Genomic DNA, 14,238 nt, shown 5'->3' with positions numbered 1-14,238 from the left:
GCGCCAGTCTCGAGAGGCAAGTCTTCCCCGCCGAAGCCTCGATCGAACGGTTCGGTGCGGGCCGGTTGTCATCGATTGATCTGGGCTGGGAAACCGGGGGCCAATCATCAGGGCAAGGATGCGAAGCGTTCGGGGAACGAGGGGTCGGTTGGGGCGAAGGCGTCGTGAAGGCGAGAACGATCCTGGGTTCGCGATTGTGTAATTTTGAATTTATAAATTTTCGCTAACGTTTGATTCTTTAAATAAACCTAAAATGCTTAATTTTCAATCTCCATAATTCTTCCATATTTGGAACCGAATATGATGACGTCTCCTTGGTTCCTACACATTTTCCCGCCTGTCGACCGAAAAACGGTTTCGTGAATATCGGGGTGGGCTGGTCCGCATTGCCACGCGCGGACACGAGGGCCCGGAGCATCATTTTCCGAGGGGGAGCACGATGTCCATTCCAATCCAACGGTTCCAACAATTCGCCGCCAATCGCCAGAGGGGCGTCGCCCAAATCGACAAGAACACCCAGCAGTTGAGCGTGATCCGAGGCACGTTCCGCGGACGCGAGGTGCAGTCCCTTTCTAATTTCAATGGGCCTAAGTTGACCAAGGAACAGGTGGCCAACAACCAAGAGTTGAAAAAGATGTTCGCCGAAACCCTGGCCAAGAATTACGACGGCCTGTTCGTCATGCGCCAGATGGAGGCGTTGGATATCTCGGGAGACCGCCTCTTGACGAGCGAGGATATCGCCCGTGTCCAAAATGAGGGTGAAGAACACCGCCTGCTCTCGCATTTGGAGGTCAACGAATTTTTCCAGTCCAGAGACTTCACGGGTACCGTGAAGCATGTATTGAACATGGCCCAGAGGGATCGCGACTATGCGTTGACACGGCCGCAGTTGATGGACCCGGTCCCAGATCCCTTGACCACCGATCCGCAGGAGATCTCCCGCGATGTGATGATGGTCATGATCGTGAACAAGATCCCGATGACGGCAGCGAACCTGGCCCGGATCACGCGCGAGGTGACGAGCGACCTGGCTGTGGGGACCGTTCCCGATGGCTTGACCCGCTACTTGGGGCTGAATCAGAACTTCGAGGCCCAAGGCTTGGCGCGGGCCACCGAGCCCCTGCCGCACCTGGTGAATACGGCGAACCTGAAAGGTTTGCGGGCGCGATTGGATGGTGGGGGCATCAGCAAAATGGAATCCGTGACCTCCATGTTCTCCAGGAGCTCCCTGTTATCCAAGCCTCAAGTCAGTCCGGCGCGCTTCTTTGGCGGGGTGAGCATGGATTCCGGTTCCGGTGGCTTGTTCCCCCGAGGAACCGGGCGGGAGTGGATGATCAACTTCACGGTTCTCAACGATATGTTGAATACCCAAAACCTGGATCCGGATACGCGTAAGGCGGTCATCCAACGAGCCCTTGCCTATCTTTACAAGTTCGCGTCGGTGGAGAATCCCACCCTGATGGGTTGGCAGGGGAATATCTTGTCCCAGGGCGACGGCACCTATTTCCGCAGCGGTGATCAGAAGATTTACAAGGCCTTCGCCCACGAGTTGGAATCCTCCCTGGGCCTGCCCAAGGGCACGGTCTGGCCGGTGTTCGACGGACGGGCCATGGACCACGTCAAGCGACAGTACGAGTTCGCCGACGTCAACCACAAGGTCATGGAGATCACGGATTTCAGTTCGCCGGCAGTGTTCCAGCGCATCGCCGAGGCGGCCACGGAAGACAACGCCCGCTTTTTTCTGGACATCAGCCATCTGGTTGCCAACATCCCTCCGCCCAATCCGGGATCTGGCTCGGAGGGTGCGGTGGCGAACGGCAAGGCCTACCGGGAGATACTGGACCAGGTGTTCGACAAGCTGCGCCTCCAAGTGGAGATCAACGTGCGCCAAAACAGCCCGATGGAGGCGACGGAACGCGAAATCGACGTCCAGGTGCGGGAGATCATGCGCAGGGTGGTGGACAATACGGTGCTCGGCGGTTCGATCAAGGTGGGTGACCAGGATGCGCTCTACCTCTCGGGCTTCAACGGACGCTCTGCGGGCCTGCACGGTTCGCGTGTCAGGGAAATGGTCTATCACGGGGGGCACGCCGCAGGACCGACCCAGGTGCTGGAGAACTGGGCCGCCCTGGCACCCAATCTCGACTCGATGCTCACCCGCCTGCAGAACGAGAGCACGGAGTTGCAACTGCCCCAAAACGTCGCCTTCCCCAAGTCCAGCCCCGACATCGCCAACTATCCCACGCTCGACGCCTTCACCTCCCATCCCGCGGTTCGGGACCTCTACATGCAGGCCACGAGGTTTGGTCTCCCAGAATACGCCGACGTGTTGATCAAAATGACCGTGCAACAAATCAATTCGCTCGATCACTCCGTCGGCGGCATGTTGACCGATCCCGATGCGGGACCGGTCATGCAGTTCGCCCTCAATCGCATGATCGGGCACATCGAAAATGCCCTCGCGAAGATCGCCGACATGCCCGCCTTTTTGAACCACATCCACCTCATCCAGGAGGAGATCTCGACCCTGCTGGCGGTGGCCAGGCCCTATGATTACAATGACTTCGGCCGGGATTTCCACCAGGTCACCGACATCCGTCCCGACGGCGTGCAGGTGGAACCGCAGTACGGCTTCAAGAACGGCGGCATGCACGCCTTCACCTCGGTCCTTTCCGGGGTGGAAGCGATGACCGGGCGCCGTGACCTCAATGTGTGTACGGTCAAGGGCACCTATTACGAGGAGTCGGATCACGTCGTGCCCGAGGCGGCGCACTACAAGAAGTCGGTGATGGACGGCGGCGATGTGGCGACCTCGCTGAACCGTATCGAACAGGAACTGGACGGCAAGAAACTGGACGTCTACGTGGGCGAGTTCCACCACAACATCTCGGCGTCGTTGACGGGCCGCTACAAGGCCGAGAACCTGATCGAGCAGGTGCGCGGCCTGTTCGCCCGCGGCCTCGTCTCGGACCACTTCACCGTGGCGATCGACGCCACCATCGCCAAGACCGACGCTCCCGAGATCAAGCAGTTCCTGGAAGCCTTCAAAGACGAAATCAACGACGGCCGGTTGAACGTGGTCATGTTCCGTAGCGGCCAGAAATTCGACATGGGCGGGCAGGACAACCTCAACGCCGGCTTCACGGTGACCTACAACAACGACACCCATTTCGGCGCCTACAACCAGGGGGCGTCCAACATCGGTCAGCCCTCGATCGGCAACACCCAGGGTATGATGCACTTGGAGCTGCATTGTCAACGCGAATTGAACGGCTATCGCGAGGCCATCATGGGCGCCCACCGCGCGCTGCTGGATCCCCATAGCGAATTGGCGTTGCCCAAGCACATTCGCGATCCCGATCCGATCACCGGCAACGAGTCGCTGACGGTCGCGCCCACGGACGACTTGGGCAATACCGTGTTTCTGGACATTCGTTCGCCCTTCATCAACCGCTTCGCCGACGCACACGACGATACGGCCTACACCTTTTTCATGAATCGAGCGGAGGGTTTGGCCAAGAATGCCGGGCTGACCTTCGGTACACGCCCCAGCTTCGGCTTCGCCCACTCCAACACGGCCTCGATCGCCGGCAGGAATTTCCGGGTGACCCTGGGGGCGATCACCCCCAAGGAGATTGTCGGATGGCGGGAGGTCTTCACCACGATGCGTGCCGTCGGGGACGTGGCGGTCCTGGCCACGAACGACCCGGAACGTTTCAAGAACGTCATCACTTCGGCGCCTTCGGAGCTCTTCGAGGCCTATCGGGACATGGCCCGCGAGGGGCGCATGATCGACTTCACCGGGAATGGACACGACCTGACCCTGGAACCGAAGATAAAGGGCAAGTTCAGCGAATCGGAAATCAACACCCTGGCCGAACTTTGGAACCGCGCGGGGGTGCCCGAGGCGGCCGAGACCCTGTATGTCGCGGCCGTGGACAAGGGACCGGTTCAATCGCGGGGAATGACCGAGACAGCCCTGTCCTTCGCCCGCAACGATCAGTTGCATCGTGCCGTCAGGCCGCTGGTGTTCGCCGGGAACGATGACGACACCACTGCCGCGAACGCGGTCCAGGCGCTCGCGCTGCGGGCCCGGAACCGCACGGCCTTGTCCGAGGCCGAAGCCCAGGCCGTCGCCAAGCTCCGCGAGATCGCCGTCAAGAGCCCCGCCGAGGCGGTGGCGTTGAACGGCGCGTTGCGTCAGTTGGCCAATGCGCAGTCCAACCTGAAACCCGAATGGGCGCGGAACCTGATGCGTGAGTTGGTGGCCGAAGCCCCCAAGCTGGGCAATCCTGGCGAGGCACGCCAAACCATGAGCGACGCCGTTCGCATGATGAGCGAACACAAGACGTACGACCGTGGCATGATCCAGGGCGCGAACAGGTACCTGGTCACTTCCGGAGGCGACAACGATGGCGATCGTCGCCTGCTCAACGACCTGGTCGTGCTGATCGGAGAGCGCGGTGGCGGCTCGACCCAGCTCAAGAAATTGGACCAGGCTTGGCGATGGGATTTGCACCCGAACCTGTGCAAGGACAATCCTCGCTACAACTTGGCGATGCAGAACCAGATCGCCATGACCGCCGCGCGCGAGGGCGATGCCCAGGCAGCGCTTGCGGCCGCCGACAAGATCATCCGAGATCCCGCCATCGATTTGGGCAACGGTGGTGTTCGGTTCCAGTTCACCGAGGCCATGAGCAAAGTGTTCGAATCGCTGATGGCCAGGGGCCACGCCCCGACCTTGACGCGTTTCATCGATCTGGTGGGCGGGCACGTCAACCATCTGGTCCACAATCGCACCGATCCGGCGACGATCGCTCAGACGCGGGCCTTCATCCAGGCCAATTTCGGCGGAGATGGCAACGCGGCGCGACTGGGACCGCTGCTGGGTCAGTTGGCACGATCGGTCGATAACCACAACATAGTGGAAACGCAGCGATTCGCGACCGCCTTGGTACGCGACCACTTCGGCCATTTCTCCGCGAACGGCGCCCACATGGAACCCTTGCTGGACACCATCCTGGACCAGGCCCAGGCGCTCGGTAACTTCGAAGCGTTTCTCGGGGCGCAGGAAACGGCGACGCGCTTGACCATTTCGCGGCCGCCGTTACAGGGTGCCCAGCAAAAGCTCTCGGCCATGATGCGGACGGCCATGGACAACCTGTCGATGCGGCCTTCCTCGTTCGAGCGATTCGTAAACAAGTCTTCGGGCAACGCGTTTCCCAATCCGGTGGCCCAGGTCCTGGGTGAGATGGCCAAGACGGCGGCCTCCCTGGGGGACGAGCGACTGGCGGCGACGCTGGTGCAGGAAATGTTGAACCGCGAGGCACGACCGGACCTGGCCGAAATGACGGATACCTTGAGATCCATCTACCAGGCGGCGGAGGAGGCCTTGGGGATGGGTTCCCAATTGGCCCAGGCAACGTCGAGAGACGCCGTCCGCATCATGCTCGGTCGGATCATGGTGGCCAACGGGGATCAGGCGGTGAGCGTGGCGCAGCTCGAAGAGGCCTTGTTGGAAGTGAAGACCTTCGCCGCCGAGCGCGACCCGGCCCTTCTGGCGGCAGATTCGAGGCAATGGGTGCAGGCCTTCGTACGGCTCGCCGACCGAGCGGCGCAGACGCGCACCGACCGCAACTTGGTGAGCGTGTTGTTGCGCACCATGACGCCCTTCATCGACAAGACTTCGGCCAGTTTCCTGGAGGAGGCCCAAAAGGGGATTTTGACCAATCTGGAGCAGTTCGACCCGGTTCACGCCAACATCGTCGCCAAACAAATCCACCAGCTTCTCGAGACGCACGGCCAGAGAAACCCCAGCCCGGCCAACTTCACCTGAGCGAACGTCTGGCCGTGGTGGGCGCCACCACGGTCAGGTGTTTCGGGCATCGGGTGGGCGGATGGCCGGGTGGTCGGCACCGTACGAAATCGAGTGGGTGTGCCGGCTTTTCCGCGGTTCATTCGAAACAAACCTGCCCGGAGTTCCCGAATATCGAGAGAATCGCCATGCCCGGTAGGGTGGGCACGGCCGGTATGGCCGCTGGCCCGACATTTCGAAGCGGCCCAGGCTTCCAAAGATCGAGTCGTAAAAGAGCGAAGCAGAAAAGTCGACCCTCTCGATCTCTCAATGATCGATTTCGATCTATGCTAGGTCGCTTCGATTGGTGGAGCAGGGCCGGTAAGGCAGGCTGCTCCATCTACAGGCCTTACGCCCCTCTCCCGATGCGGGGACTTTGGACTTTGCGGCTTTTGATTGGCGTCGCGAGGGAAATGATCGGCTTCGCTCTTTGGCGCAATTGATTGCTGTTGCTTGGGTCGCTTCGAGGCGTCGGCCCGGCGGGCCAACCTACTGAGCTGCTCGCCTTTGCTCTCGGTTACACTGGTTTGCACTTGTTTAGCATAAAGCCATTGAAATAAAGGCATTGACCTATTGTAAAGGTCGACGGGGAGGCGGTTTTGTACTCGTGGTTCCACGGTGTATACATGTCTCCTGTCGCACAGTTGTCGCCAAAGTGGGACCACTGAAAACCTGACGCAATGGAGTGTAATCGATGCCTCAAGCTAAACTCATCCCCAATCAGAAGGTCAAGTTCACCAAATCGCTGCTGCGCCGGATCAAAAATCCGGAGTCCGGGCAAACCGTCATTCGAGATACCGAGGTCGAAGGCCTCAAGTTGCGGGTCGGCGCCCGAACCAAAACTCTCTTTTTCGAAAAACGGGTTCGGCACGCCCCTGGCCGAAAACGGATCGGCAAAGTTCCCAAGGTTACAATTGGCAAGTTTGAGAATTGGGACCTTGAGGAAGCTCGGAAAATGGCCAGAAAACTCTCCCTCTGGTGTGATGAGGGGAAAGACCCACGTACTGAACTCAAGAAGGAACGGGCCAAGGAAGCGGGCATTACTCCTGACCTGAACATTGAGGAATCCGAACTTGAGGGACCCATGCCGGTGACCCTTGGCGAGGCCATCGAGCGGTTTTTCGATGTCGCTACCTTGAGGCCATACACGGTCTACAAGTATCGACAGGCTTTGGATGGCCACTTTCGCGACTGGTTCGACCGGACCTTGGAATCGCTGACCATCGCCGTACTCAGGACCAAACATAAGGAAATGCTCAAGCGCGGTTCTGCAACCACCAAGAAAGCCCTGGATGTGCTCTCCTCGGTCTGGAACACGGCCAAGCTCCATTTCGAAGTTGAGGACCAACGCCCGGTCCCACAAAACCCCATCAAGCTCCTCGACCACAATGGAAAAGGCTATCAAAAGGAACCGAAGCGAACGGTCATCCGAAGGAAGAATTTGGGTCAACTGATCGATGCCCTTCTCGACATACGGACCAACGGCACCAAAAGCCAAGCCACCAATGCGGATCGGTTTTTGGTGAGCCTGTTTCTGGGATTCCGAGATGGCGAGACCTGTAACCTACGATGGGAATTCGTCTCCTTCGACCACGGGACGATTACCTTCCCGGGCGAGTTGGTCAAAAACGGCCGAGAACACAAAGTTCCGTTTGGCCCCTTCATTCGCAAAATCCTCGAGGAACGATACGAAAATCGTGAGGACATGGAAAACCCCTTTGTTTTTTTGAGCCCGTACTACAAAAAGAGAAAGGGTTATCAGCCGGTCAATCGAAATGGTTGCTTCAATGCGCTCGTTTCCAACAGGGTCGGATTCAAAGTGCATCCTCACGCGCTTCGGAGAACGTTCGCGTCCTTCGCGGAATTGGAACCGATTTGCATGCCCCGGCCGATTCTGAAAATGTTCTTGAACCACGTTGGCAATGTCACCGATTTGTACGTTCAACGCGACTTTGACCCAGAGCCCTATCGAAAATGGGCGAAGAAAGTAGAGAAGGCGTTTCTCAACGAGCTTGGAATTTTTCGCGCGGATTCAGAGCTCAAGAGCTTGTAAACTCGAACGTTTCTCCCTTACAAGCCGTTTCTCTTTTAAAGGCATAGGGCTAAGAGCCTTATGCCTTTTTGTGTTGCCAAGGTCAAGAGGGCTGTATCAATTCGCTTCTATGCAAACACTGCCGGGAACATCAATGTTATCAACCCAAACGATGATGTTTGGGTGGTTGGTTCTTACATTGATCTCAAGTGCGCTTGCGCCTTCGCTGGTGAAAATAGATAGCGTCTTCTTGGGAGAGTCGATAACGCCTTCAAAGATTTGGATGAACGACTCCACTATTTCCTTTGGTGCCTTTTTGACAAGCCTCAATGTGACAGGACCATCTACACTTGCCTGAGTACCCACGGATACACACGTCCTGTTGGAGGCAATCGTTTTTCCGTCAACATACTCTGGAATCTCCATTTGGCCATTATCGGCGTCATACAAAAAAATAATCGGATGGGGTAGATCCAATGCTATCACCGCATTCTCCTTTACTGTTGAATCTGTTGTCGTCTACGAAGCTCTTGGAGAACCTGTCCACCCTGCCTTCGTGCACAATCAATACAGTGCGGCAAGAATTTTTTTGTTTTTCCAAGTGCTTTAGCAGGCTGGTGGTCCACAACAGCATTGCCTGATTTTGTTCCAGGGTCCTTTGAGCCACATGTATGACAACCATTCTTCTTCATCAACTCATTCACTTGTTTTTGTTCAGAAGTTGTGGGGCGGCCGTTGTGGCCTGGGATTGACTCTTTGGTATAAGGACCGGGCTTGAGTGTGTCGGCTTTCCTACCAGCGTCCGCCGCGTCATCAACCTTGTCTAGGGCTTTTGCAGTATCCCCCGCATTATCCAATGTATTGGCCGCTTTGCGAAGGTCATTTGCCTTGTCGGACTTCGTCGCGGCATTGACCACCATCTTTCCGGCCCGCGACACCTTGATCGCCGTCCCCGCGCCGCCAGGCACTACCGGAACCGCGGCCGCCAAGGTGTCGACCACCACACCGCCGGCATCGATCGTGGCATCGAGCCAGTTGCCTTCGCGGGCATTGTGGACGAACGAGGCCACCCCTATCCCGATGTTGGCCACGTCCCACACGGTTTCCAGGGCTTGGCCGTCCGGGTCCACCGCGTTCACCGGGTTTTGGTGGGTGTAGGCGTACAGGTTGTAGCTGTTTGGCTGGTACGGATTGAAATCACGGCCCGGATCCGGTTGGGTGAAGCAACCGGCCACTGGGTCGTAGAACCGGGCTTTCATGTAGATCAGCCCGTTCGGGTCTTCCTCGTGGCCCGTGAAGCCGTGTGCGCCCTTGTGGCGGGCTTCGGCGATGAACGGCTGCCCGTAGGGTTCGTAGGCAGAGGTCGTGGCTTCGTTGGTTTCTCCATCCCAGGTCACGACCGGGTTGCCCAACCGATCGCGGAAAAAGTGGGTCTTTTCCTTGTTCACGGGCTGGCCGTTTTCGAAGTCTTCCTTTTCGAGATAGATGGCCTTGCCTTGCAAGGTGATGTACTGGCGCCGCTGCTCCAAGGTGTCGGCGGTTCCAATGGCGAAGTCTTCCTCGGTGATGATCCGGCCGTCTGCGTGGCGGATCGAGTACGTTACCGTTCCGGTATCCTCGCGGACGGCGGCAACGCGTTGGCCGAAGGCGTCATACAGGAAGAATTGCTCACCCGATCCCAAACGGTTCCCGTTGACGCGCCGACTTGCCGTGATCCGGGAAACCTGGCCGGCTCGGTTGTACTGGACCTGATGGTTCCGTGTGTCCGTCAACCGGCCTTGCACGTCGTAGGTGTAACCACCGTCTCGGTGAAACGGATTCCCCTGGCTGTAAGTGGCTGCATGGGCACCCACGGCCAACGTCGCATTCCCGGTGTGATAGCTCAGCGCGGTTCGGTTGGTGAGGTTCCCGACTAGGTCGTAGCCGTAGGTGATCGACGCGTTCCCGACGGCGAACGACTGCAATTGGCCCAGCTCGGTGTAGCCGTGACGAACCTCCGTCGCGGAAGGGAACAACCGGTCGTTCCGGGTGTAGGACGCCATGAAGCCCCACTCGTTGTAGGTGGTGAAGACACGTCGGTACAAGTGCCCCATGCTTCCGCGAAGCTCGCAGGTCGCCGAGCGACCCAGGGTGTCCGGCCACCAGTAGTTGAACAGCGAGGGACCCGTCCCCATGGCTTCCGCGGAAGCACCTTCAAGCGCGCCTTCATCGATCAACTGGTCCTCGGCGAGCTGGGGCCTGCTTCGCTCCTCGGCCGTGACCGGCTCCGCCATCCGCGCGAGTGCCGGCGCGCAGCTCTCCGACTGGCAATCACCCAGATCCCAAATTGCCGCCAACAGTTGGCCGTTGTAAGGATTGTATTGGCCGTGATCGATCAGATGTTCGAAATCGGGACCTTCGGGATGGTTGGGACCGAACCCATAGAACACGCCTCGTGGCGAATCGAAATAGTCGTAGGTGTAGGACTCGAAGGCTCCATGGGGATGCTGGAACCACCGTTCCCGGCCGATCTCGTCGAATGCCACATCGATTTCGTAAGCGCGAGTTCCCGAAAGCGCTTCAACTGAGAAGCCTCCGTTTTCCAGGCTAGAGCCATCCAACTGCGGCAAGGTGATCGTCATGCCCATAAGCCGATTAGCGCCGTCGAATGACTTGTAGGTGTAGGTGACCGGTAACCCGCTGTCGGACACCTGAACCGCTTCGGTCAGGCGGTTGCGGGCATCGTAGGCGAAGGTCGACAGCAAGGATTCGTTGGGTTCGTTTAGAAGGCGACCATATGTCTCTCGCACACGACCCAGGCCGTCGTAAACGTATCTGGTGGCGGCAGTGGGGTTCGCCTCGTCGCCTTGATACCGGCGCGCCAAGAGCCCGCGATTGTCATAGGCGTATCGAACCGGCTCACTGATTTCGGGATGGGTTTCCTCGAGCACCTGACCCAGCCAGGTGCGAACGGTCGTGCGGGCCAGCGCGTTATCTCCGAGGGGAAGAACCGTGGTCTTTAGACCCTTTGGATGTGCGGCGTACTGAAAAAACGTGCTTGATCCATTGGTGCCCGCCATGGTGATCCGACCCAGGAAATCGGTTTCCCGAACCCGTTCCAAGGTGCTGTCTGTGTCGTAGGCCGACACACGTTGGGATAGGACTGCGCCGCCATCGGCGGTGCGGCGATATCCGAACTGGGTGTCCTGCAGGATGCGGTTCGCTTCGGTCCAAGTGAAATAGATGCGGGTCGGCCGACCGAAGGCGTCGTACTCGTAGGACCATTGCCCGCCAAGACCACTGGTCTTGTGCGCCACTAGGCCCAACGGCGTGTAGGTGGTGCCGCGTTCAAAGGTGATTCGATCGAGCGTGGCAATGCTTTCGCGGGTTTCCCGACCCCACACGTCGAACTGCCGGAACAGGACCGGGATGGTGTAGCCCGACTTGGTCCGGGTCACCATTGGAAACGCCGTCCCCGATCGTTCGTGCTCCGGCGCCTGAAGTCGGTAATAGCTCGTGATGTAAGGCGCTGTAGCCCCTGGCCGAGCGTATTCGGTCACTAGGTCGGCGGTGTCCGGCCGCTGGACCAGCTCGACGCGGCCGTCATCGTCGTAATGGTAGGTCGTGGTGACGCCGTCGACGGTTTCGGTGGCCACCGAGCCGTCGGGGTTGAGGGTCCGGGTGGTGTCCACACCTTCGGGGTGATCGATGCGTGTCGGCACACCAAAGACGTAGTCGTGGAAGCGGGTCGGGGCTCCGCTTTCACCACGGGTTTCCTGGAACGGCAATCCGCGGTTCGCGCCGGTCTGATAATAGGTGAAGGTGTCGCGCTCGGATTCGGTCGCATGGCGCCAGCGCCGAACCTCCGTAACGAAGGGAAAGGCCGCGTCTTGGTATCTGTAGGTGGTGCGGCCGATCGTTTCCGTGACCGCGCTTCGTTGGAAGGTCTCCCGCTCCTCTGTAACGAGGCCGAGCACGTAGGGCGCGTCGAAGACGTGGTCGTGTTCGCCGATCTCCCGAACCACCCGATGCGTGTAGTCAAACTCCCGGCGCAACAGGTGAGACCCGTTGCGTGCTTTGCGCGTGACGGCCGTCGGCTGCAGGAAATGCTGGTCGAAATTCGGACCGTTCAGACCGTTTTCGTCAAACCAACTGTAGTGATAGTTGGTGTCGATCCAAACGCCATCCTCCAACTGGCTGTGCTGCCGCAGGGCATGAACCTGGATCAGGTCGCCGCCGGCATGATCGCCGATGGTGAGTGGCGGCGTGTAGGTCCAGGCCTCCCGATAACTGGAATCGCCGAAGGTGACGGTGCGTTCGCGCGGACGGCCGACCACATGGGCCTGGTCCCACGTCTGGAAGTAGGTTTCGAAGATGGGCGTGTTGACGTAACTGGTCACCCGCCGATAGGTCTGGTCGCCATTGTGTTCCGTGACCGTGACATCGATCCGGCCTTCCTGTTGCGGGTTGGTGCGTTCCTCGTTGGCCGTCCACTGGCGGTAGTCGAAGGTATAGCGACCACCGGCAAAGATCATCTCGCTCAGACGCACGTATGGGCGTGAAACGGTGTGGTAGACCTCGCAGCCGTCATCGCGCGGGGCGCGGCAATCACTGGTGTCCACCTCCAGGTGTTGGAAGGCCTGGGAGGCGTAGTCGTACTGGACCGTGCCACCGGTGGGCAGGGCCATCGCGGTGATATAGGGAAAGCGCTCGCCGATGTGCTCGGTCGTGAAAGTGGTCTCGTAGCCTTCGGGCGTGGTGACCTTGTGAAGGACCGTGAAGGTCTGGTTTCCGAGGTGAATGGACCGATACGCAAACGACTTCAGAAGTTTGGCGCCCTGGGCGGATTCGAGTGTGACCCGAATCAGTCGGTCGCCCTCATAGTGAAACTGCAAGGCCCGACCAAAGGAGTCGGTGACGCGGTCGACCAGCGCCGAATCGGGCAAGGTCCCGTCGGGATCACGCCCACCAACATATGAAATGGAGATCGTGCGCTGATTCGGGAGGCGGATTTCCACGGGGAAGAACTTGACCGCGGTCGCGTTGTTCCACTGGGTGACACGCTGAACGGCGTGGAACTCGGTGCGCTGGCCGTTGGGGTCGAGCAGGTAGTAACTGTTCTGGGAAAACCCTTCCAGGGAAGTTCCGTCCAGCGTTCGCGCTCGCGTGATGCGGCGCAATTGGTCGTCGACGAAATGGATGTCGGCATGGAGGGGCATGCAGCCGTCGAAATCGCAAACGTCTTCGGGCCCTCCGTTTTCAGGATCGGCCTGAAACAGGTTGTCGCGGCCGAACACCGTGACGTTGCCGGCGGTATCGACGAAACGGACGCGTTCCCAATCGGCGGAGGCTGGACCGGTTCCGTTTCCGAACACGGCGTTACGGGCCAGGATGTAACCAAAGTTGAAGCTCCACCCGAAGCCCAAGCCCTGGCCGGTGGGCGCCTCGTTCATGGGGCACAGACGGAAGCCGCTTTCGTCGTCGCAATACTTCTCCTGCGGCGACTTGTAGATGGGCTGCAGGAACATGCCCGGAACGCCGATGGGATCGAGCGCGATGTTGAGCTTGCCGGTAAACTCGTTGACGGAGGTGAAGGGCGCTGAGGTACTGAGGCCCAGACGATCGGAGTCCGAAGAAAGGGAGGCAACGCCATTTTGGGGTTCGGTCAGGGCAGGATTACGGCAGTTCGAGTCGTCGGCATCCGCGTCAGAGGCGAAAACCGGTGTGTTTGTTAGAAAGAAAAGCCCAGCAATGACGTAGGCCAGCGTCAAGCGATATGCACGCCGAGAGCACTGACCTCGAAATGAGGAATAGAAAGACATGATGTCCAACTCCAGATAAAAATCAATTCGATGAATGAAGGAGTTAAGGTCCGTATTTCAAGATCGTTGACGAAGAGGTCATGGTTCAGGTGCGCCAAGGCATACTTCGATCGAACCGGCCGATACACGTTGGCGGTCTGTTCGATCCCTCGCTGGAACGTGGATCTCCCAGGGGGTGTAATCCGCGAGGGGTTGGCACGCGGGTATTGTGGAGGTCAGGGCCCTTGAAGCTTCAATTCAAGGGCATCGCAAGGGCCGGAAAACCGGGCGCGTTACATCTGTAGGCGGCAAAAAGAGGCTCCCTTCAGCGCTTTTTTCAGAGGAAAAAGCCATAAAAAAGGTGCCGGGTGAGCTTCCTAGGGCAAGGTCACCCGACACGAACAAGTTGCTTGTAATGTCTGTTGGCGCCGCACTACCAGGCGGTGTTGATGCCGCCTCATGATGCGGGTGGGAGTTTTTGTTGGCACAAACGCCATTCGGCAGGTTGTAGGACCGATTGACGTTCATGAGCGGATTGGGTTGGGAGTTTTTGAAACGGAGATACTGAGCAC

The 14,238-nt window shown here is 58.8% G+C and carries 4 protein-coding genes; 2 read left to right on the top strand and 2 right to left on the bottom strand.

Annotated elements, in window-relative coordinates:
• Positions 1–439: 439 nt before the first annotated feature.
• Both J3U87_RS29205 and J3U87_RS29200 read left to right on the top strand, forming a co-directional pair.
• Positions 440–5,836: a hypothetical protein gene (locus J3U87_RS29205; RefSeq protein ID WP_237379324.1), complete on the top strand. Its 5,397-nt coding sequence runs from the start codon at positions 440–442 to the stop codon at positions 5,834–5,836.
• A gap of 712 nt (positions 5,837–6,548) precedes the next feature.
• Positions 6,549–7,907: a tyrosine-type recombinase/integrase gene (locus tag J3U87_RS29200; RefSeq protein ID WP_237379323.1), complete on the top strand. Its 1,359-nt coding sequence runs from the start codon at positions 6,549–6,551 to the stop codon at positions 7,905–7,907.
• Between the two features lie 96 nt (positions 7,908–8,003).
• Here J3U87_RS29200 and J3U87_RS29195 read toward each other — a convergent pair whose 3' ends face one another.
• Positions 8,004–8,372, bottom strand: coding sequence for a hypothetical protein (locus J3U87_RS29195; protein ID WP_237379322.1), 369 nt, complete (start codon positions 8,370–8,372; stop codon positions 8,004–8,006).
• Between the two features lie 11 nt (positions 8,373–8,383).
• Positions 8,384–13,687 carry an RHS repeat domain-containing protein gene (locus J3U87_RS29190; RefSeq protein ID WP_237379321.1) on the bottom strand — a complete coding sequence of 1,768 codons (5,304 nt, stop codon included), beginning with the start codon at positions 13,685–13,687 and terminating at the stop codon, positions 8,384–8,386.
• Positions 13,688–14,238: the final 551 nt, after the last annotated feature.

Origin of the sequence: Sulfidibacter corallicola (genome assembly GCF_017498545.1) — a bacterium.
GTDB lineage: Bacteria > Acidobacteriota > Holophagae > Acanthopleuribacterales > Acanthopleuribacteraceae > Sulfidibacter > Sulfidibacter corallicola.
This window is presented reverse-complemented; position numbering and strand designations above follow the sequence as displayed.